Source organism: Sulfitobacter sp. 1A13353 (assembly GCF_043557255.1).
GTDB lineage: Bacteria > Pseudomonadota > Alphaproteobacteria > Rhodobacterales > Rhodobacteraceae > Sulfitobacter > Sulfitobacter faviae.
On record NZ_JBIFFS010000002.1, the window covers coordinates 128,411 to 148,094 of the forward strand.

Below are 19,684 nucleotides of genomic sequence, written 5' to 3' on the forward strand. Positions count from 1 at the left end.
CCCGAGTCCAATGGCCATCTTACTGGCCGGAAAGCTGCCTGATGTGCCACCATTCGCGGGTGGCATCTTCGTTCATTCTAAGGGTCGGTCTTGCCGCCAACCGCATGTCCACACGCGCCACATCCCGCGTAAGAACCTCTTGTGCGCCTTCCAGCGCGATCACCCGTTCCAGCGCTTGCAGCGCGTTTTCTTCGGGCAACATGATCGTTTGATCGCGGTCCAGCACCACGTCCCAGCGGCGCTGGCCGACGCGGACCAAGCCGCGCAGCCGGTCGCCCAAGACATTCGCGGCCCCGATCAGCTTGAGCGCCTCGGGCACCGCTTTGTCGGCCCCTGCCCCGGCGATCAGCGGCAGGTTGGCATGATCGCGCCGCGCCTCGATCCGTGCCACATGGGCACCGGTATTGTCCACCAACGCCAGCCCCGTTTCACTGCGCCATACGGCTACGGGCACGCGCGGGGTCACGTCGATTTGCAGCACGCCGCCGGGGCGGATGCGCACATTGGCCTGTTTTACCCCGTCGATGCCGGTGATCTTCTCGCGTATCTGCGGCAGGTCGAGATCGAAGGAGGACAGCGGAAATTCCAGCGGCAGCGCGGTGCGGATTTCGGACGAGAGCATGTCGCTCGCCCCGTCGATGGCCATGAGTTTGACCATGAACTCGGGCCGCTCTTCGATGCTGGCGCGCACGTCGGCGATGGCCTGCACCACGGTGCCGCGCCGCTCTTCGTCCGCCATATAGATCGTGCCCGCCAGCAGGCTCAGCGTGAAGGGCAGCCCCACGCGGAGGGCAAAGCGGAAACCCGGCGTCAGCATCAACCGCTGCATGCGCCATGACCACCGCGATGGGGCGGGATCGGCCTTGACCGTTTCCGGGCGGCGGCGGATCAGCGATCGCATGTAGCATCCTCCACCATCCAAGCGCATAGCTCAGGGAATGAAATGCCGCAGGCTGCGGCCTGCTCGGGCGAGAGCGAAGTGGCGGTCATGCCGGGCTGGGTGTTGGTCTCCAACAGGATCAGCCCCTCGGGCCCGCGCGCTTCGTCCCAGCGAAAATCGGTGCGGCTGATGCCCCTGCAGCCAAGCGCCGCATGGGCGCGGCGGGCATAATCGAAACACAGATCGGTGATCTCTTGCGGCAGATCGGCGGGCACCACATGGCGCGAGCCGCCGGGCTTGTATTTCGCGTCATAGTCATACCAGCCGGTGGTGATGATATCCGTCACCGCCAACGCCCGGTCGCCCATCACGGTGGTGGTCAGCTCACGCCCCGGCGCGAAAGTCTCGACCATCACCTCGGCGGGCATGTCTTCGGACAGTTGCGGCGGGCCGTTGTTTTCCTCAGCCACGAGGTACACCCCGACCGAAGAGCCTTCGTTATTGGGCTTCACCACATAGGGCGGCGCCATGACATGGGCGGCCATCACATCGGCCTTGGGCGCGATGACGCTTTCCAACACAGGCAGCCCCGCGTGGCGGAAGACATCTTTGGAGCGCTGTTTGTCCATCGCAAGCGCCGAGGCCAGCACGCCGGAATGTGTGTAGGGCAGCTTGAGCCATTCCAGCAGCCCCTGCACGCAGCCATCTTCGCCCCAACGGCCATGCAGGCAATTCAGAACGGCATAGGGGTTGAGATCGGCCAGAACGGCTGGAAGATCGCGGTCGGCTTCGACCTCGATCACGTTATATCCGCCATGTTCCCGCAAGGCAGCGGCGCATGCACGCCCACTGGACAGGGACACCTCACGCTCGGCCGAGGGGCCACCCATCAATACCGCCACTGTCGGGGTCTGTCCGCTCGACTTACCCACCAAAGTGCCTCTTCGCCTCGGACCGTTTGCGGCCCCTATCGTTGTTTTCTTTGCTTCTGCCGTGGCTTAGCTGCTGCGCCGCGGCTTAGCTTTGCGGCGCCGGATCGCCCAATTTCTCACCGACGCGCTTAATTTCCCATTCTAGCCTTATACCGCTTGAAGCGTAAACCTTTTTTCGCACCTCTTCGCCCAATGTCTCAAGATCATGGGCCGTAGCGCCGCCGGTGTTGATCAGGAAGTTTGAGTGTTTCGGGCTCATCTGCGCGCCGCCTACGGTGGCCCCACGCATCCCGGCGTCGTCGATCACTTTCCACGCCTTCAGATCATGCACATCATCCGCCTTCCCGGTCGAAGAGAAGCCCGCCGGGTTGCGGAAGGTGGATCCGGCGCTGCGGTCTTTCGTGGGCTGGCTCTCATCCCGTTTGGCAAGCTGCTGCTCCATCCGGGCGTGCAACTCCTCCGGCTCTCCCTTAAGCGGCGCAAATGTTGCCCCGATCAGCACCGCGCCGGGCGACAGATCGCTCTGCCGGTAGCGGAAGTTGAGGTCATCCGCCGTAAGGGTCACCACCTCGCCCGCGCGGGTCACAGCCTGAGCCGAGACGAAGTGATCCGCCGTGTAGCTGCCGTAACAACCCGCATTCATGCGCAACGCGCCGCCGATGCTGCCGGGAATGGTGCGCAGAAAGGTCAGGTTCAGCCCCGCATCCGCCGCCTTGCGTGCCACATGGGCATCGAGTGCCGCCGCCCCCGCCGTCACCTGATCGCCGTTAATCTCAATCCCGTTGAAACCGCGGCCCAGCCGGATCACCACCGCCCGAAGCCCGCCATCGCGCACGATGAGGTTGCTGCCCACCCCCATGGGGAAAACCGTCACCCCTTGCGGCAAACGCCGCATGAAAAGGCACAGGTCCTCCACATCGGCGGGTTGGAACAGGTAATCCGCAGGGCCGCCGACGCGTAGCCATGTCAGGTCGCTCAGGGCGCGATTTGGGGTCAGCCTGCCGCGCAGGTCGGGAATGTTCAGCTTAATCATGGCGCCGGACTTAGCGCATTTATAAGGCAGGGCAAACCATCAAGAAGACGGCGGATCGACACGGCTCTCGCGCCAGCGTTTCGCCACCCGTCCGGCGAGCCAGCCCAGACCGAAACCGCCCACGGCATAGAACAGGACGGAAAGCTGCGCCAAAAGCGCATGGGGCTCGAACACCCGTGCGTTCAGCCCGAAGACCATCCATGTGGCATTCAGCGCAAGACCGATCGCCAGCACGAGAAAGAACCACAGCACACGGGCGCGAAAACCGGCCCAGATACAGGCGATCATCCAGACGGCAAAGACCGACAGCAGCGCCACAAGGGTTGGCGTCAGGGTCATTCCGCCGGGCCTTTGACCCGGCCTGCCCCGCGGCGCAGCCAGCGCACGAAATAGACCACGGGCCAGCGCAGCACCGAACAGCCCCCCGCCAGCACCAATAGGCCCAGCCACGGGCCGTGCTGCGCAGTGACGAAACCGACGATCGGTATGCCCACGGCGATCAGCAGATAGGCGCTGCGCCAATGGGAATCCTTGCTGGGCGTCATGGCAAGGATGTTCGCGATCACGAACCAGAAACAGGCGAGGATGAGAGAGAGGCTCATTTCGGCAGCTCCGGCTTTTGGCCCCGCAGCCGCGCCCAGAGATAGCGCAGCGGGTTGCGGAACATCGACAGGAACGCCAGCAGCGCCAAAAGCGCATAGGCCCAAGACTGGGTCACACCGATGGCGATGATCAGCAAGGGCGCGGCAATCAGCAGAACCACCCCCGGCAGGTATTGAGAGCGCAGCGGCAGCATGGCCACGGTCACGGCGGCGAAGACCCAGAGGATCGACAGCCAGACGAGGGTCACGCAGCCGCCCCCTTGGCCGCGCGCAGCGCCTCGGGCAGGTCATTGGCCCAGCCGCTGATCGTACCCGCCCCAAGGCAGACCACCATATCGCCCGGGCGCGCCTCGCGCAGGACGAGCTGCGTCAGCGCCTCGGCATCCTCGACCGCATAGGCATGGCGATGGCCGTGCTGGATCAATCCTGCGACCAGCCCGTCACGGTCGGCACCGGGAATGGGCTCTTCGCCCGCGGCATAGACATCGGCAATGCCCACGACATCGGCATCGTTGAAACAGGCGCAGAACTCGTCAAAGTGATGCGACAGTCGAGAGTAACGGTGCGGCTGGTGAACGGCGATCACGCGGCCCGCGCTGGCCTGCCGCGCGGCTTTCAGCACGGCGGCGATCTCAACCGGGTGGTGGCCGTAGTCATCAATGATGGTCACGCCGTCCACCTCGCCCACGCGGGTAAAGCGGCGGTTCACCCCGCCAAAGCTGCCCAAAGCGTCGCGGATTTGCTCAAGCTTCATCCCAAGGTGCCGCGCCACGGTCACCGCCGCCAGCGCGTTCGATACGTTGTGATCGCCGGGCATCGGCAGGGCGCAGTTTTCGATCACCTTGTCTTCGGACTGAAGATGCACGTCGAAATGCGCCACCCCGTCTTTGTAATGCAGCCCCACGGCGCGCACATCGGCCTGCGCGTTGAACCCATAGGTCATCACGCGGCGGTCAGTGAGCTTGCCCACAAGCGACTGCACCTCCGGGTGATCGGTGCAACAGACCGCCAGCCCGTAAAAGGGGATGTTCGAGACGAAGTTCAAGAACCCCTGCCGCAGCGTGTCGAAGTCGCCCCAATGCTCCATATGCTCGGGGTCGATATTGGTGACGATGGCGATGGTGGCGGGCAAGCGGTTGAAACTGCCGTCGCTTTCATCCGCCTCAACCACCATCCAGTCGCCCTGCCCCATGCGCGCGTTGGAGCCGTAAGCGTGGATGATGCCGCCGTTGACGACGGTGGGGTCAATGCCGCCCGCGACCAGCAGTTCTGCGACCAGCGTGGTGGTCGTCGTCTTGCCATGGGTCCCCGCCACCGCGATGTTGGACTTGAGCCGCATCAGCTCGGCCAGCATCTCGGCCCGGCGGACGACGGGCAAGCCACGGCGACGGGCCTCGTCTAACTCAGCATTGCCCGGCTTGATCGCCGAGGAGATCACGACCACAGCCGCGCCTTCGATATTCTCAGCCGCCTGCCCCTCGAAGATGCGCCCACCCAATTCGGCCAGCCGCACGGTGATCTTGGTGGTTTTGAGGTCCGACCCCTGCACCTTGTAGCCGTGGTTCAAAAGCACTTCGGCGATGCCGGACATGCCGATGCCGCCGATGCCGACGAAATGGATCGGGCCAACATCGGTCGGCAGTTTGGTGGCGGCGGCGTTCATTGCGGGTGTTCCTCTTCTGCGGGGGTGAGCGTGCCTTGGGCGGCAAGCTGCTCAACCATATCGGCCAATGTCTCGGCCGCGTCGGGTTTGCCGACCGAAAGCGCGGCGCGCGCCATCTGCATCGCCCCTTCGGGCATCTCAAGCACGGCGAGGATCTGGTCGGTCATGATATCTGGATTGGCTTTGCGTTCGGGCACCATGATCGCTGCCCCGGCCTCAACCAAGCCGCGGGCATTGGCGCTTTGGTGATCCCCCGCCGCGGCGGCAAAGGGGATCAGGATCGACGGACGCCCGATCACCGATAGGTCGGCCACGCTGGAGGCCCCGGAGCGGCTGATCACCAGCTGCGCCTCGGACATGCGGCGGGGCACATCGTCAAAGAAGGGGCGCACATCGGCGCTGATGCCGGATTTGGCGTAGTAGTCCGCCACCCGCTGGCCGTCTTCGTCGCGGGCCTGATGGCTGACACGGATGTTGCGGATCATGTTCATCGGCAGGGCTGCAAGCGCCGGGGGCACCACGTCCGAAAGGATGCGCGCGCCTTGGCTGCCGCCCATGACCAAAACCTCCATTGGGTAGTCACCCGGCGGGATATAGGCGGCACCGGCGCGGTCCAGCACGGCGGCGCGAACCGGATTGCCCACATGCCAGCCCTGCACGCCCTCGGGCAGTTTCGTGGGCCAGATGCCACAGGCCACGGCGTGGACCCGTTTGGCAAAAATCTCATTCACGCGGCCCAGAATGCCGTTCTGCTCATGGATCATCCGCGGCATGCGCAACGCCCAAGCGGCGCCGAGTGCGGGGATCGACGGGTAGCCCCCAAAACCCACCACAGCCGAAGGCCGGTCGCGCAGCATGTTGAGGCCCGAGCGGACCACACCGGCGGCGATGCGGAAGGGCACCAGCGCCTTGGCCACCACCCCGCCCCGGGCAAAGGTGGCGCTGCTGATCTGGGTGATCTCGACCGCTTCGGGAAAGCCGCCGGTATAGCGCGCGCCGCGCGCATCGGTGCTGAGCTTCACCCGCCAGCCGCGCTTCAACATCACCTCGGCCAAGGCCTGCGCAGGAAACATATGCCCACCGGTCCCCCCGGCGGCGATGATCAACAGTGGGGCGGCCATCAGCGGCGGCCCCGGCCCAGAATATCGCTGATCTCACCCTGCGGGCGGGTCCGGGTAAAGGCCAACAACATGCCCACGGCGATGCCGCTGGCGATCACCGAAGAGCCGCCGTAGCTCACGAAAGGTAGGGTCATGCCCTTGGCAGGCAAAAGCCGCACTGCCACACCCATGTTGATCATTGCCTGTACTCCGAATGTGCAGGCCAGCCCGGTTCCAGCCAGCCGGATGAAGGGGTCACGCTCGCGCACCAGACGCAGCAGCGACCGGACGACCACGACAGTATATAGGGCGATAATGCAGACGACCATGATCAGGCCATATTCCTCGGCGGCGACGGCGATGATGAAGTCGGTATGCGCATCGGGCAGCGACCATTTTACCTCACCCTCGCCGACGCCAACGCCGAAAAGCCCGCCCTCGCGGATGGCATTGGTGGCATAGCCAAGCTGGGTGGTCGGATCGACATCGACGCTGAGAAAACCGTCGATGCGCCGCGCGAAGTGTTCGGAATTGGAATAGGCGAATGTGCCCGCCAGAACCACCAGCCCCGCCATGCCGACCAGCAGCACCATCGGCGCACCGGCGACGAAATACATCACGCCCCAGCCGAACAGCACGAGGCAAGCCTGCCCGAAGTCGGGCTGCATCGCCAGCATCAGCACGATGGAGATACACAGCGCGAAGGACCAAGATTTGCCCGGAGGGCCATTAATCTCGGTCGCAGCAGCCATCATCCATGCGGCGGCGACCATGAAACCGGGTTTCAGGAATTCGGAAGGCTGGAACGAGGCGAAGCCCAGCGAATACCAGCGCGTCGCCCCCTTGCCGAAATCGGTGCCGAAGAAAGGCAGCAACGCCAACGCCACAAAGGCCACCACAAAGCCCAGCACGGCCAGACGCCGCACCAGCACCGGGGACATCATCGAAGTCAGCAGCATCGCGATCAGCGCCAATCCGCCGAAGAACGCCTGCCGCTGCACATAGTGGAAAGCATCAAAGCCGTTTTTCGCAGCCAAGGGCGGGGATGCGGCCAGCCCCAAAAGCATGCCGACGGCAAAAAGGATCAACACGCAGGACAAAGCCCAACGGTCGACCGTGCGCCACCATTTTGGAAGGATCGGTTCACCATCCCGCACCGGGACCGCGCCATAGACCATCTCTGTCATGGGTATCTGCCTTAACTGCCTCAACGGCCCCTTTGCGGGGTCTCATCCGGGCAGAATAGCCCGAATTGTCATATGAAGCTAGTGCATTTCACCCCGCTAAGGCGGGCGGGGTCAGCGGGGCTTTGCCAAGCCCCGCTGACGGGCGATCAGCTCGCCCCTTCAACGCGCGCGATCAGGCGGCCTTATGGGTGCCGCGCACCGGGTAGCCCTTGTCGCGGACGAATTTGAGGCCGTTCAGCAGACCTTCCAACTCAGGCCGCGCGAAGGGCGCGTTGGAAATGTCGATGATCTGCACCTTGCCTTTGTCGTTGATGACAAAGGTCGCAGGTTCGGCGAAGGGCCGGTCGGTCTCCTGCGGGCTGCGCGGGTCAGAAATGTAGAGCCCCAGGTCCGCCATCTGGTCGAGGCTCAGATCATAGCCGATGGGCAGGGTCAGGCTGTCTTCCTCGGCCATGGCCTTGGCCTTCTCTTCGGGGTCGCCGGAAACGGCGATCACATCGACGCCGATCTCATGGAACTGGCTTTGCAGCTTTTCCAATTGCGCGAGGTATTTCTTGCAAATCGGGCAGTGCAGGCCGCGGTAGACCACCACCAACTGCCAATCGCGCCCCTCTTGTGGCTGGCCCAAGGTCAGCGTGCCGCCGCCGAGCTTGCTCACGTCCATCTTCGGAAAATCCTGTTCTGCGGTCAGTTTGGTCATTCTCTGCTCCTTTCGTCAGTTGCGTTGCACCCCAGCTATGGCGCCTTGGCAAAGCGGCAACCGGTCTCACGTCTTCTTGACCGGGGCGGCACATTGAGGCAGAGCGCGCCCATGCAAGTCGATACAGCCATTATCGGAGCCGGTGCCGCGGGCATGATGTGCGCTGCCCATGCGGGCGGGCGGGTGCTGGTGGTGGACCATGCCAAAGCCGCGGGCGAGAAAATCCGCATCTCTGGCGGCGGGCGCTGCAATTTCACCAATATGTATTGCGAGCCGCAGGCGTTTCTGAGCCAGAACCCGCATTTCGCCAAATCCGCTTTGGCCCGCTATACGCAGTGGGATTTCATTGAGTTGGTCGACCGTCACGGCATCGCGTGGCATGAGAAAACCCTAGGCCAGCTTTTCTGCGACACCAGCGCGAAAGAGATCATCGCCATGCTGCGCGGGTTGATGCAGCAGGCCGGGGTCGATCTGCAACTGAAGAGCAGTGCCAGCAATTTCACGAAGGTCGATGGGCAGTTCAGCTTCGACCTGCAAACGCCTGATAAGTCGGTGAAAGTCACGGCCCGAAACCTCGTGATCGCCACCGGGGGCAAGTCGATCCCCAAGATGGGCGCGACCGGGGTCGCCTATGACATCGCGCGCCAATTTGGGCTGAGCGTCACCGATACGCGGGCCGGGCTGGTGCCCTTTACCTTTGCTGAAGGCCGCTTCGCGCCGCTGGCCGGTGTGGCCACCCCGGCGCGTATCACCGCCGGAGAGGCCGCGTTTGACGAGGCACTGCTCTTCACCCATCGCGGCCTCTCTGGCCCCGCCGTCTTGCAGGCGTCCTCCTACTGGCGCGAAGGCGAGGCAATCACCGTGAACCTTGCCCCCGAAGGCACCCTGCTGGACGCGCTCCGCGACCAGCGGCAACGCGCGGGGCGGCGGAACTTCACCACCGTGCTCGCCCAACATCTGCCCGCGCGGCTGGTGGAACATCTGGGGCAGACGTTCGACCTGTCGGGCAATCTGGCGGATTGGTCCGACGCACGGCTTTCCGCATTCATTACAGGCATCGAGAACTGGCAGCTTCACCCCGGCGGGACCGAAGGGTATCGCACGGCAGAGGTCACACTGGGCGGGGTCGATACCGACGGGCTATCTTCCAAGACCCTGGCGGCGAAAGGGGTGCCGGGGCTCTATTTTATCGGCGAGGCCGTGGATGTGACCGGTTGGCTCGGCGGCTATAACTTTCAGTGGGCGTGGTCTTCGGGCATGGCCGCCGCGCGGGCGATTGCGGGCTAGGCACCGCCCTACTCCGCCAGCACCTTCTGCACCTGCGCCACGAAATCCTCACCGCGGCGCTCGAAACTGTCGTATTGATCGAAACTCGCCGCCGCCGGGGCCAGCAGGACCACATCGCCCTCTTCGGCCTCTGCCGCCGCCCGCGCCACGGCCTGTTCCATCGTGCCGCAGACTTCGGTCTCTGCGGTGAGTTGCATGGCGAAATGCGCGGCTTCGCGCCCGATCACATAGGCTTTGCGGACCGATCCTTGCGCCTCTGCCAACCCTTTCAGACCGCCCTCTTTCTCAAGCCCGCCGCAGATCCAGCGGATGTTCTTGAACGCCGCCAGCGCCTTGGCCGCACTGTCGACATTGGTGGCCTTGCTGTCATTGACGTAGCGGACGCCATGCGCCTCGGCCACGGTCTGGCTGCGGTGCGGCAGGCCACCGAAACTGTGAAACGCCGCCTCGATCACCCGCGGGGCAAGGCCAAGCGCGCGGCAGGCGGCATAGGCGGCGCAGGCGTTCTGGTGGTTATGCGCGCCCGGCAGCCCTTGGATGCCGCGCAGGTCGATCGCGCCGACCTGCTTGCCGCGCCGATATTCGCTCAAGAACCCTTTGCGGGCAAAGACATGCCAGCCGGGGCCGGAAAGCTTGGTCTCGGCGCTGATGCGGATCACACGGTCGTCGCTCGGCCCCTCGCTGAGTTGCCCGGCAAGGAAGCGGCCCTCGGCCTCATCCACGCCGATCACCGCGCGGTCCGGGCCACCTTCGGCAAAGAGGCGACGCTTCGCGGCATAGTAGCCCCCCATGCCCGCATGGCGGTCCAGATGGTCGGGGCTGAGATTGGTGAAGACCGCCACATCGGGTGTCAGCGCGCGCGCCAGTTCGGTCTGGTAGCTGCTAAGCTCCAGCACCACGACCTCCCCATCCACGGCGGGGTCGAGGTCCAGCACCCCGCGCCCGATGTTGCCCGCCAATTGGCAAGGCCGCCCGACATGCTCAAGGATATGATGGATCAGCGCCGAAGTCGTCGATTTCCCGTTCGAGCCGGTCACCGCCACCACACGCGGGGCCACGTCGTAATGATCCCATGCCAGCGTGGCGAAGCTTTGGAAGAAAAGGCCGATGTCATTGTCCACCGGCACCCCTGCGGCAAGCGCCGATGCCACCACCGGGTTCGGCGCGGGGTAGAGATGTGGGATGCCGGGGCTGACAATCAGCCGGGCGATCTTGTCCAAGGCACCGGGGGCGTTCAGATCAACACAGGCGAAGCCTTCCCGCTCGGCCCGTGCTCGTGCGGCGGGGTTGTCGTCCCAGCAGCTGACCTTGGCCCCGCCCGCTTGCAACGCGCGCGCCGCACTCAGGCCCGAGCGGCCCAATCCCAGCACCGCCACGCGTGTGCCTTCCAAGCCCTGTACTGGAATCATCTGCAATCCCCTGCTACCCGTTGACCCCAGAATGGGGGCATGATGCGCCCATCACAAGCCAGAGGCCGCCGAAGATGTCCAGCCCCGCCAAACCTGACCTTGACGATGTGTTGCCGCGCCTCAATGCCATGATGCGCGAGGATGACCGCTGGGGTGACGTGGCGGCCTATATTCCGCAACTGGCCAAGGTGGACCCGGCGCAATTCGGCATCGCCGTGGTGACGGCGGATGGCAAATGTCATGTGGCGGGCGACACGCAGGTGCCCTTTTCGGTCCAGTCCATCACCAAAGTCTTTACGCTGGCCATTGCGCTTGGCCGCTCGGGCGACCAACTGTGGCACCGCGTCGGGCGCGAGCCTTCGGGGCGGGCCTTCAACTCCATCGTGCAGTTGGAGCAGGAACAGGGCCGCCCGCGCAATCCCTTCATCAACGCAGGTGCGATCGTCACCACGGATGAAGTCTTGGGCAACCGCGAGCCGCGCGAGGCGCTGGCCGAGATCCTGCGTTTCGTGCGCGAAGCGGCGGGGACCGACGACATCCACATCAATGACACCGTCGCCGCGTCAGAGACCGATTTTGGCCACCGCAATTTTGCACTGGCGCATTTTCTGGCGAGCTACGGGAACCTCATCAACGCGCCGGAACGGACGCTTGGCACCTATTTCCACCATTGCGCGATGGAGATGACGGTGGAGCAACTGGCCATGGCAGGCCGTTTCTTGATCGAAGCGCCGGACGTGCCGCGCTTGGTGGCCCCCAGCCGCATCCGACGGCTCAACGCGCTGATGCTGACCTGCGGGCATTACGATGGCTCAGGCGATTTCGCCTATCGCGTTGGCCTGCCGGGGAAGTCAGGTGTGGGCGGCGGTATTCTGGCGATCGTGCCGGGGCGCGCCAGCATCGCGGTCTGGTCACCGGGGTTGAACCGCTATGGCAACAGCCAAAAGGGCACCGAAGCACTGGCCCTTTTGGCGCGTCACATGGATTGGTCGATTTTCTAAGGGCTTAGCGCACCTTCAGCGTCGCCAGACCCAGCAGGGCGAGGATCAGTGAGATGATCCAGAAACGGATCACGATCTGCGGTTCGGCCCAGCCCTTTTTCTCGTAATGGTGGTGGATCGGCGCCATCAGGAAGACCCGTTTGCCGGTGCGTTTGAAGTAGAGCACTTGCACAATCACCGAAAGCGCCTCAACCACGAAGAGCCCGCCAACGACCGCCAGCACCAGCTCGTGCTTGGTGGCCACAGCGATGGCGCCCAAGGCCCCGCCAAGCGCCAGCGAGCCGGTGTCGCCCATGAAGACGGCGGCGGGCGGCGCGTTGTACCACAGGAACCCGAGGCCCCCGCCAAAGAGACCGGCGGTGAAGATCAGGATCTCGCCCGTGCCCGGAACGTAATGCACGTCAAGATAATCGGTGAAATCAACCCGTCCCACGGCATAGGCGATGACGCCAAGCGCTCCGGCGGCGATCATCACCGGCATGATGGCCAGACCATCAAGCCCGTCGGTCAGGTTTACCGCATTGGCGGAGCCGACGATCACGATGATGGCGAACGGCACGAAGAGCACGCCGAGGTTGATCAGCGTGTCTTTGAACACCGGCAGCGCCAGCTGGTACTGCAACTCTGCCGGATGGTATTGCGCGGCCCAATAGCCCGCGATACCCGCGATCAGAAAACCTAGCAAAAGCCGCAGCTTACCCGGCACGCCATCGGTGTTTTGCTTGCTGACCTTGGCGTGGTCGTCGGCATAGCCGATGGCGGCGAAACTCATGGTGACGAAAAGCACCAGCCAGACAAAGGGATTGTCGAGCCGCGCCCAAAGCAGGGTCGAGGTCAGCAAGGCCCCCACGATCAGCAGCCCGCCCATGGTGGGCGTGCCCGCCTTGGCGAAATGCCCCTCTGGCCCGTCATCGCGGATCGGCTGGCCCTTGCCCTGCCGCTTGCGCAGCACTTCGATCAGCGGTTTGCCGAAGATAAAGCCGAACACCAATGCCGTCAGAAACGCCCCGCCCGCGCGGAAGGTGATATAGCGAAACAGGTTAAAAAAATCGCCGCCATCCGACAGCAGCGTCAACCAATAGAGCATATATCGCGTCCTAACTCATCATGTGGGGTGAATCGCCGATCAGGCGGTCGGGACCGGATGGCCCATTTTGCGGATGGCGTCAACAATACCGCCCAGCTTCATCGAAAGCGACCCTTTGATCAGCACGACATCGCCGGAATCGAGCCTTGCGCGGAGTCCTTGCAACATCTCTTCGGCGGTTTCCGTCCAATCGCCGCGCTGATGTTCGGGTAGATTGTCGTAAAAGGCTTTCATCAACGGGCCGACGCAATGCACCACGTCAAGCGCGCGGGTGGCTTCGAGATCGGCGAGACCGGCGTGCAGCGCCACAGCCTCGGGGCCGAGTTCTTTCATATCGCCGACAAAGGCAATCCGCCGCCCCTTGCTGACGCGCCCAATGTCATGTGTCACTTCCGAGGCGGCCAGCACCTCAAGCGCGGCGGCCATGGAGGTCGGGTTGGCGTTATAGCTGTCGTCGATCAATTCCAGCGCCAGATAGGTGTCTACGGGGTCGAACTGGATACGCTCGCGCACCCCGCGCCCGGCATAGGGCGACCAGCGGCCCAGCGATTGTACGGCCAGCGCCCGATCCGCGCCAAGCGCCTCGGCCACTGCCAGTGCGCCAAGCGCGTTCATCGCGAAATGCCGCCCCGGCGTGGCGATCTTGAAGATCAGCGGTGCGCCTTCGACCTCGGCCTGTGCCACGGTGGCATCGCCCTGAACCTTGACCTCGCCCAGCTTGTAGTGATGCCCTGCCTGCCCAAAGGTCGTCTCGCGCAGGCCGCGCTCCAGCGCTTTGGCCAAGACGATATCGCTGTGCTCGTGGTCCGCGTTGATCACCGCCACGCCACCCGGCTCCATCCCGTCAAAGATGCTGGCTTTTTCAACCGCAATGGCGGCGACATCCTTAAAGGCTTCGAGGTGGACGGCGGCGACATTGGTCACCATCGCCGCATCGGGCCGCGCCTGTTTGGCGAGGGGGGCAATCTCGCCGGGGTGGTTCATGCCGATCTCGATCACCGCGTAATCGGTATCGCGCGGCATCCGCGCTAAGGTCAGCGGCACGCCCCAGTGGTTGTTATAGCTGTCGACGCTGGCATGGGCCCGGCCTTGATCGCCAAAGATCGCCAGCAGCATTTCCTTGGTCGAGGTCTTGCCGACGCTGCCTGTCACCGCCGCCACCTTTGCCTGTGGGCCGAGGCGGGCGCGCCCTGCCCGGCCAAGCGCTTCCAGCGCCTGTTGCACATCCTCAACGATCAGCAGCGGCGCATCAGTGGCCACGCCTTCTGGGATATGGGTCACGAGCGCGGCAGCGGCCCCTTTGCTGAGCGCTTGGGCCACAAATTCATGCCCGTCCCGCGCGGCCTTGAGTGCGACGAAGAGATCGCCGGGCTGCAAGGTCCGCGTGTCGATCGAGACACCGTTGCAAGCCCAATCGCCCTGCGCCTGCCCGCCCGTGGCCTCCGCCGCTTCGCTCGCTGTCCAAAGGCTCATGCCAATCTCCCGTCCAGTGCCGCCACGGCCACGCTGGCCTGTTCCACATCGTCGAAAGGCAGCACGTCGTCGCCCACGGTCTGCCCGGTCTCATGCCCCTTGCCCGCGATGAGCAGCGCGTCGCCCGGCTCCAGCGCGTCCACCCCACGCAGGATGGCTTCGGCCCGGTCGCCGACTTCCCAAGCCTCGGGTGCGCCGCCCAGCACGGCGGCACGGATGCTGGCCGGGTCTTCGCTGCGCGGGTTGTCGTCGGTGACGATGACCATATCCGCATGTTGCGCCGCCGCCTGCCCCATCAAGGGGCGCTTGGCCCGGTCCCTATCACCGCCCGCGCCGACGATGGCGACAAGCCGGCCCATGACATGCGGGCGCATGGCGGCGAGTGCGGTGGCCACTGCATCGGGCGTATGGGCGTAATCGACGAAAACCGCAGCGCCATTGTCGCGGGTGGCGGCAAGCTGCATCCGGCCCCGCACGGTGGTGAGATGCGGCAGCGTGTCAAAAACCTCCTGCGGGTCGGCGCCGCAGGCGATGACCAGCCCTGCGGCCAGCAAGACGTTATCGCCCTGAAAACCGCCGATCAGGTTGAGCCGCTTTTGATAGGTCTTGCCGCGCCAGCTAAAGCGCAGGTCTTGGCCCGTCGCATCGAACCGCTGGCCTTGCAGATGCAGATCGCCCCCGTCGCGGCCCACGGTGATCACCTCACAGCCCCGCGCGCGGGCGATGGCCGCGATGTCGACGCCTTTTTCATCGTCGATATTGACCACAGCCGTGCCATCTTCAGGCAGGACACGGGCGAAAAGCGCGGCTTTGGCGGCGAAATAGGCCTCGAATGTCTCGTGATAGTCCAGATGGTCTTGGGTGAAGTTGGTAAAGCCCGCCGCCTTGAGCGTCACCCCATCCAGCCGCCGCTGGTCGAGCCCATGGCTGGACGCTTCCATCGCGGCATGGGTGATCCCATTCGCCGCCGCCTCGGCCAGCGTGCGGTGCAGGGTGATCGGCTCGGGCGTAGTATGGGTCAAGGGGGCGGCCCATGCGCCTTCGACCCCGGTGGTGCCAAGGTTCACGGCAGGCAATCCCATCTCAACCCAAATCTGGCGCACGAAGGTCGAGACCGAGGTTTTCCCATTGGTGCCCGTGACCGCGATCATCGTGGCGGGCTGGCCGCCGAACCAAAGCGCCGCCGTGCGCGTCAGCGCCTCACGCGGGAGGTCGGAGACCACCAGCGCGGCATCCGAGCCTGCCAGTTCCTCGGCGGCGAGTTTGGCGCCCGCCGCATCGGTCAGCACCGCCGCCGCGCCCATGCGCAGGGCGTATTGAATGAACTCGGCCCCATGCACACGGCTGCCGGGCAGAGCCGCAAAGAGCGTGCCCTCGCGCACCTCACGGCTGTCGACCGCGATGCCGGTGATCATAGGGTTGGCCCCCGCCCGCGCGGTCAGCCCGAGAGAGGAAAGCGGTACGGCCCGGTCGGTCATAGAAATGTCTTTTCAGTTGCTGCTGGTCAGCGTTAGCACAGCGTCGCTCACCGGTTCAACAGCGGGGCGCAGCCCCAGCAAAGGCGCGATGCGGCGCACCATCTCGGCGGCCACGGGCACGGCGGTCCACCCCGCCGTGCGGCGCGGTTTCGGGCCCGAGGTCTCGACCGGTTCGTCCAGCGTGACGATCAGCACATATTTCGGATCGTTGATCGGAAAGATGCTGGCGAAAGTGTTGATCACCTTGTCGTCGTAATAGCCGCCCGTGGGCTTGGGCTTGTCAGCGGTGCCGGTCTTGCCCGCGATTTGATAGCCCGGCACCTCGGCAAAGCTGGCCGTGCCATCGGTCACCACCTTGCGCAGCATCATCCGGGCCTGCGCGGCGGTCTCTTCGGACATGACGCGGGGGCCGAGTTGGGGGGCGGATTGCTTCAGCAGCGTGGGCTTTACCGCCCGCCCGCCATTGGCGATGGCGGCATAGCCCGCGGCAAGGTGCATCGGCGTGCTCGACAGCCCGTGGCCGTAGGAGATCGTCACGCTGGACAATTCAGTCCAACGGCTCGGCAAGAGCGGCTTGCCGCCCGAGGCTTCGACGATCTCAAAGGGGGTCGGCTCGAAGAAACCGAGGCTTTTGAGGAACTCTTGCTGCCGTTCGATACCGATTTCCAGCGCCATCCGGCCCGTGCCCCGGTTCGAGGAATGCACGATGATGTCGGCGACGCTCAGCTTGCCGTAGTTCTTGTTCCGGAACTCACCGATGCGGAAGCCACCAACCTTCATCGGGCCGGAGGTGTCGATGATCGTGTCGGCGTTGAACAGCCCCAGTTCCACCGCCTGTGCAGCGGCGAAAATCTTGAAGGTGGAGCCCAGTTCATAGACCCCCTGCACCGCGCGGTTGAACAGCGGGCTGTCGGAGGCATCGCCTTGGGTCAAGGGCCGGGGCCGGTTGTTGGGGTCGAAATCCGGCAGCGAGGCGACCGAGATCACCTCGCCCGTGTGCACATCCATCAGAATGCTGGTGGCCCCTTTGGCGTTCATCAGCTTCATGCCGCCATAAAGCACCCGCTCCGCCGCGGCCTGCACGGTGAGGTCGAGCGACAGCTCTAGAGGTTTGTTGCCATTGGCCGGGTCGCGCAGATAATCGTCGAAATACTTCTCGGCCCCCGCCACGCCGATCACCTCGGCGGCATGGACGCCTTCCTTGCCATAACTCGCTCCGCCCAGCACATGGGCTGCAAGCGAGCCGTTGGGGTAAAGACGCATGTCGCGCGGCGCGAACAAAAGCCCCGGATCGCCGATATCATGCACGGCCTGCATCTGTTCGGGGCTGATTTTCTTCTTGATCCACAGGAACTTGCGCTTGCCTGTGAAATCCTTAATCAGGCGCTCTTCTTTCAGATCGGGAAAAATTTTGACCAGCTTTTTCGCGGCCATCTCCGGGTCGATCATGTGGCGCGGCTGCGCATAGAGCGCGTGGGTCTCGAAATTGGTGGCCAGAAGGTTGCCGTTCCGGTCCGTGATATCGGCACGCGAGGCCGAGATCACGGCCCCCGGCGCATGGCCGCGCGGCTCAGACGGTTCCGACATCGCCAGCAGCCCCATGCGTCCGCCAATCACGGTAAAGGCACAAAGAAAACAAACCCCCAGCACCAGAAGCCGCCCCTCGGCGCGCATCCGCGCCTTGTCGCGCATCTGCTCGTGGCGGATGCGCTTGTTCTCACGTTCGATCGCATCGGGGTTTTCCCCCTTCTCGCGGGCCTCGAGGATGCGGGCCAGCGGGCGCAGCGGGGTGCGGATCATTCAACCTTCTCCTCGGAAAGACCGTTCAGCGCCTCGTAATTCATCGTCGAGACATCCACAGGATCGGTGATCGGCAGCATGGGCTGGGGCGGATAGGCGACTTGATCGACCTGACCAAACTGGCCGGGATGCAGCGGCAACAGGCCCAGACGGTCAAAGTTCAGATCCGCCAGATCGCGCAGCCGGTCCGGGCGGTTCTGAAAGGCCCATTCGGCGCGCAGGACGGCCAGACGGGCATGGGCCGCGCGGATATTGGCATGCAGCCTGTCGGCATCGCTCAGCGCCTGCTGGGTCGCGTAATTCTCGCGGTAGGCCCAGAAGGCCAATCCAACCACGGCAATGGTGGTGAGGATATACATCACCGTGCGCATCACTCAGATCCCCCTGACCATCGGCATGCCGATGGTTTTCGCGTCAATCTCACCACTGGGCGCATCGGTGCGCGTGGCGACCCGCAGCTTGGCCGACCGGCTGCGCGGGTTCTCTTCCAATTCCTGCGCGTCAGGGCCAATCGCCTTGCGGGATTTCAGGGTGAACTGCGGCGGCGCTTGCTCAAGCGCGGGGGCGAAACGGTTGGCATTGCCCCCGGCCCCGGCACGCGCGGTGAGGAAGCGTTTGACCATGCGGTCCTCGACCGAATGGAAGGTTACCACGGCCAGCTTCCCGCCCGGCTTCAACGCCCGCTCGGCGGCCATAAGACCCTGAAAGAGTTCGCCATATTCATTGTTCACCGCAATCCGAAGCGCTTGGAAACTGCGGGTTGCCGGATGGCTCTGACCGGGCTTAGCGCGCGGCAGGCAGCCTTCGACCAGCTTTGCCAATTCCAACGTGGTGGTGATCGGCGCTTCTTCCCGGGCACGGACAATCGCCTTGGCGATCCGGCGCGAGGCGCGCTCTTCACCGTATTGAAAGAGGATATTGGCGATTACCTCTTCCTCGGCCTCGTTGACCAGATTGGCAGCCGAGGGGCCATCTTGGCTCATCCGCATGTCGAGCGGGCCATCTTTCATGAAGGAAAAGCCACGCTCCGCCTGATCGAGCTGCATGGAGGAAACGCCGAGGTCCAGCACCACACCATCGAGGTCTTGGGCATATTCATCCATGCGCGAGAAGACGCCCTGCTGCATGGTGATCCGATCGCCATAGTCACCGGCCCATGCCGCCGCCATCTCAAAGGCCAGTGGATCGCGGTCGACGGCCACCACACGCGCGGCACCGGCCTCAAGCAAGCCACGGGTGTAGCCGCCCGCGCCAAAGGTGCCATCCAGCCAAACCCCCTCCACGGGCGCCACGGCAGATAGGATCGGGCGCAGCAGAACGGGGGTGTGAGGGGCGGAAGGGTCAGAGGCAGCAACCATTCCCTCAGATCTCCATATCACCATCAAGGAACGAGAGCGGATCGACATCGTCGGGCAGTTCTTGCTGCCACGCCTCTTCCTCGGTCTCGTAGGTTTCGGGCTTCCAGATTTGGAAGGTGTCACCGGCGGCGATAAAGAACGCCTCGCCGTTGAGTTCAATCTTGTTGCGCAGCTTGGCGGGCAGCACCAAACGGCCTGTCTCATCTACCGTCGTGGGGAAAGACTGACCATGGAACAGACGCTGAAGCGCCTTGCGCTGCATGGAGCCACGCGGCATGCGGTCGATCTTGGCGTCAACCTCTTCGATGGCTTCCATGGTATAGCATTCAAGGTAGTTCCGGCGGTGGTCGCCATAGACGATGACCAGTTCGGGATTGTCGCCGTTCTTCCAGTTCGGGTCGCCAGCCTCCAACACACGCCGAAAAGAGGCTGGGATAGACACCCGCCCCTTCGTATCGACCTTGTGGTGGCTTTCGCCTCTGAACCTGCGGCTCACTTGTTGTCCCTGCCTCTTGCGCCTTTGCGCTTAAACTCGTTGTCCGCCTCAATCCCCTGCCCCGGAAATGGAAACGGCGGGTTGATCTGCTGCCACTGATCAACCCGCCGCCCACGTCCCGCAGCTTGGCGGGGGAAGTCCGACTGCGCGCGCCACCTGGGGGGATGTCTGCTCGCTCGCGCGCCGGATCTCTTTGGT

20 protein-coding genes are annotated in these 19,684 nt (G+C 64.2%); 2 read left to right on the forward strand and 18 right to left on the reverse strand.

Going from position 1 to position 19,684, the window contains the following annotated elements:
* Positions 1-19: 19 nt before the first annotated feature.
* The 10 genes from ACGYLO_RS04380 to ACGYLO_RS04425 form a co-directional block, all read right to left on the reverse strand.
* On the reverse strand, positions 20-901 hold the full coding sequence (locus ACGYLO_RS04380; RefSeq protein ID WP_271687720.1) for a cell division protein FtsQ/DivIB: 882 nt from the start codon (positions 899-901) through the stop codon (positions 20-22).
* Positions 889-1,812 (reverse strand): D-alanine--D-alanine ligase, encoded by a 924-nt coding sequence (locus tag ACGYLO_RS04385; protein ID WP_271687722.1) that lies wholly within the window; start codon positions 1,810-1,812, stop codon positions 889-891. Before ACGYLO_RS04385 ends, ACGYLO_RS04380 begins: the two co-directional genes overlap by 13 nt.
* 85 nt (positions 1,813-1,897) lie before the next feature.
* On the reverse strand, positions 1,898-2,845 hold the full coding sequence (gene murB / locus ACGYLO_RS04390) for a UDP-N-acetylmuramate dehydrogenase (RefSeq protein WP_271687724.1): 948 nt from the start codon (positions 2,843-2,845) through the stop codon (positions 1,898-1,900).
* Positions 2,846-2,884: 39 nt separating this feature from the next.
* Positions 2,885-3,184 carry a hypothetical protein gene (locus ACGYLO_RS04395; protein ID WP_394376358.1) on the reverse strand — a complete coding sequence of 100 codons (300 nt, stop codon included), beginning with the start codon at positions 3,182-3,184 and terminating at the stop codon, positions 2,885-2,887.
* Positions 3,181-3,447, reverse strand: a complete 267-nt coding sequence (locus tag ACGYLO_RS04400) for a DUF2484 family protein (RefSeq protein WP_067263246.1) — start codon at positions 3,445-3,447, stop codon at positions 3,181-3,183. Before ACGYLO_RS04400 ends, ACGYLO_RS04395 begins: the two co-directional genes overlap by 4 nt.
* On the reverse strand, positions 3,444-3,695 hold the full coding sequence (locus tag ACGYLO_RS04405) for a DUF2484 family protein (RefSeq protein WP_067263245.1): 252 nt from the start codon (positions 3,693-3,695) through the stop codon (positions 3,444-3,446). The genes ACGYLO_RS04400 and ACGYLO_RS04405 overlap by 4 nt, the downstream gene beginning before the upstream one ends.
* Positions 3,692-5,110, reverse strand: coding sequence for a UDP-N-acetylmuramate--L-alanine ligase (gene murC, locus ACGYLO_RS04410; RefSeq protein WP_276154299.1), 1,419 nt, complete (start codon positions 5,108-5,110; stop codon positions 3,692-3,694). Before murC ends, ACGYLO_RS04405 begins: the two co-directional genes overlap by 4 nt.
* Positions 5,107-6,231 (reverse strand): UDP-N-acetylglucosamine--N-acetylmuramyl-(pentapeptide) pyrophosphoryl-undecaprenol N-acetylglucosamine transferase, encoded by a 1,125-nt coding sequence (locus ACGYLO_RS04415; RefSeq protein WP_394376359.1) that lies wholly within the window; start codon positions 6,229-6,231, stop codon positions 5,107-5,109. The genes murC and ACGYLO_RS04415 overlap by 4 nt, the downstream gene beginning before the upstream one ends.
* Positions 6,231-7,397: a putative lipid II flippase FtsW gene (ftsW, locus tag ACGYLO_RS04420; protein WP_067261784.1), complete on the reverse strand. Its 1,167-nt coding sequence runs from the start codon at positions 7,395-7,397 to the stop codon at positions 6,231-6,233. Before ftsW ends, ACGYLO_RS04415 begins: the two co-directional genes overlap by 1 nt.
* Before the next feature lie 172 nt (positions 7,398-7,569).
* On the reverse strand, positions 7,570-8,097 hold the full coding sequence (locus ACGYLO_RS04425) for a peroxiredoxin-like family protein (RefSeq protein WP_271687734.1): 528 nt from the start codon (positions 8,095-8,097) through the stop codon (positions 7,570-7,572).
* 111 nt (positions 8,098-8,208) lie between these two features.
* Here ACGYLO_RS04425 and ACGYLO_RS04430 point away from each other — a divergent pair, with 111 nt between their 5' ends.
* Entirely contained in the window at positions 8,209-9,384 is a 1,176-nt protein-coding gene (locus tag ACGYLO_RS04430) for an NAD(P)/FAD-dependent oxidoreductase (RefSeq protein WP_271687736.1), read from the forward strand.
* Positions 9,385-9,392: 8 nt separating this feature from the next.
* Here ACGYLO_RS04430 and murD read toward each other — a convergent pair whose 3' ends face one another.
* Positions 9,393-10,793: a UDP-N-acetylmuramoyl-L-alanine--D-glutamate ligase gene (gene murD / locus ACGYLO_RS04435; protein ID WP_271687738.1), complete on the reverse strand. Its 1,401-nt coding sequence runs from the start codon at positions 10,791-10,793 to the stop codon at positions 9,393-9,395.
* Between the two features lie 74 nt (positions 10,794-10,867).
* Between murD and ACGYLO_RS04440 the strand changes: the two genes are divergently transcribed.
* Positions 10,868-11,794, forward strand: a complete 927-nt coding sequence (locus tag ACGYLO_RS04440; protein WP_271687739.1) for a glutaminase — start codon at positions 10,868-10,870, stop codon at positions 11,792-11,794.
* A gap of 4 nt (positions 11,795-11,798) precedes the next feature.
* On the opposite strand, the gene mraY is transcribed toward ACGYLO_RS04440, so the two are convergent.
* Genes mraY through mraZ form a run of 7 tightly spaced genes read right to left on the reverse strand, consistent with a single transcriptional unit; the run spans position 11,799 to position 19,486 of the window.
* Positions 11,799-12,881, reverse strand: a complete 1,083-nt coding sequence (mraY, locus tag ACGYLO_RS04445; protein WP_168611989.1) for a phospho-N-acetylmuramoyl-pentapeptide-transferase — start codon at positions 12,879-12,881, stop codon at positions 11,799-11,801.
* Between the two features lie 39 nt (positions 12,882-12,920).
* A complete protein-coding gene (murF, locus tag ACGYLO_RS04450; RefSeq protein ID WP_271687740.1) occupies positions 12,921-14,354 on the reverse strand; it encodes a UDP-N-acetylmuramoyl-tripeptide--D-alanyl-D-alanine ligase in 1,434 nt (477 codons plus the stop codon).
* Complete coding sequence (locus ACGYLO_RS04455) at positions 14,351-15,832, reverse strand: UDP-N-acetylmuramoyl-L-alanyl-D-glutamate--2,6-diaminopimelate ligase (RefSeq protein WP_271687741.1); 1,482 nt, start codon at positions 15,830-15,832, stop codon at positions 14,351-14,353. The genes murF and ACGYLO_RS04455 overlap by 4 nt, the downstream gene beginning before the upstream one ends.
* A 12-nt stretch (positions 15,833-15,844) precedes the next feature.
* Positions 15,845-17,632: a penicillin-binding protein 2 gene (locus ACGYLO_RS04460; RefSeq protein ID WP_271687742.1), complete on the reverse strand. Its 1,788-nt coding sequence runs from the start codon at positions 17,630-17,632 to the stop codon at positions 15,845-15,847.
* On the reverse strand, positions 17,629-18,003 hold the full coding sequence (locus ACGYLO_RS04465; RefSeq protein WP_168611985.1) for a cell division protein FtsL: 375 nt from the start codon (positions 18,001-18,003) through the stop codon (positions 17,629-17,631). Before ACGYLO_RS04465 ends, ACGYLO_RS04460 begins: the two co-directional genes overlap by 4 nt.
* A 3-nt stretch (positions 18,004-18,006) precedes the next feature.
* Positions 18,007-18,990 carry a 16S rRNA (cytosine(1402)-N(4))-methyltransferase RsmH gene (gene rsmH / locus ACGYLO_RS04470; protein ID WP_271687743.1) on the reverse strand — a complete coding sequence of 328 codons (984 nt, stop codon included), beginning with the start codon at positions 18,988-18,990 and terminating at the stop codon, positions 18,007-18,009.
* Between the two features lie 4 nt (positions 18,991-18,994).
* Complete coding sequence (mraZ, locus tag ACGYLO_RS04475) at positions 18,995-19,486, reverse strand: division/cell wall cluster transcriptional repressor MraZ (RefSeq protein WP_082851962.1); 492 nt, start codon at positions 19,484-19,486, stop codon at positions 18,995-18,997.
* Positions 19,487-19,684 lie beyond the last annotated feature (198 nt).

Bases quoted from the DNA above. Each gene is read 5' to 3' on its own strand.
- ACGYLO_RS04430 (WP_271687736.1), top strand. From the start codon at position 8,209: ATGCAAGTCGATACAGCCATTATCGGAGCCGGTGCCGCGGGCATGATG.
- ACGYLO_RS04380 (WP_271687720.1), bottom strand. From the start codon at position 901: ATGCGATCGCTGATCCGCCGCCGCCCGGAAACGGTCAAGGCCGATCCC.
- ftsW (WP_067261784.1), bottom strand. From the start codon at position 7,397: ATGACAGAGATGGTCTATGGCGCGGTCCCGGTGCGGGATGGTGAACCG.
- ACGYLO_RS04460 (WP_271687742.1), bottom strand. From the start codon at position 17,632: ATGATCCGCACCCCGCTGCGCCCGCTGGCCCGCATCCTCGAGGCCCGC.
- ACGYLO_RS04400 (WP_067263246.1), bottom strand. From the start codon at position 3,447: ATGAGCCTCTCTCTCATCCTCGCCTGTTTCTGGTTCGTGATCGCGAAC.
- murB (WP_271687724.1), bottom strand. From the start codon at position 2,845: ATGATTAAGCTGAACATTCCCGACCTGCGCGGCAGGCTGACCCCAAAT.
- ACGYLO_RS04465 (WP_168611985.1), bottom strand. From the start codon at position 18,003: ATGCGCACGGTGATGTATATCCTCACCACCATTGCCGTGGTTGGATTG.
- ACGYLO_RS04425 (WP_271687734.1), bottom strand. From the start codon at position 8,097: ATGACCAAACTGACCGCAGAACAGGATTTTCCGAAGATGGACGTGAGC.
- rsmH (WP_271687743.1), bottom strand. From the start codon at position 18,990: ATGGTTGCTGCCTCTGACCCTTCCGCCCCTCACACCCCCGTTCTGCTG.
- ACGYLO_RS04415 (WP_394376359.1), bottom strand. From the start codon at position 6,231: ATGGCCGCCCCACTGTTGATCATCGCCGCCGGGGGGACCGGTGGGCAT.
- murF (WP_271687740.1), bottom strand. From the start codon at position 14,354: ATGAGCCTTTGGACAGCGAGCGAAGCGGCGGAGGCCACGGGCGGGCAG.
- ACGYLO_RS04395 (WP_394376358.1), bottom strand. From the start codon at position 3,184: ATGACCCTGACGCCAACCCTTGTGGCGCTGCTGTCGGTCTTTGCCGTC.
- murD (WP_271687738.1), bottom strand. From the start codon at position 10,793: ATGATTCCAGTACAGGGCTTGGAAGGCACACGCGTGGCGGTGCTGGGA.
- ACGYLO_RS04440 (WP_271687739.1), top strand. From the start codon at position 10,868: ATGTCCAGCCCCGCCAAACCTGACCTTGACGATGTGTTGCCGCGCCTC.
- mraY (WP_168611989.1), bottom strand. From the start codon at position 12,881: ATGCTCTATTGGTTGACGCTGCTGTCGGATGGCGGCGATTTTTTTAAC.
- murC (WP_276154299.1), bottom strand. From the start codon at position 5,110: ATGAACGCCGCCGCCACCAAACTGCCGACCGATGTTGGCCCGATCCAT.
- ACGYLO_RS04455 (WP_271687741.1), bottom strand. From the start codon at position 15,832: ATGACCGACCGGGCCGTACCGCTTTCCTCTCTCGGGCTGACCGCGCGG.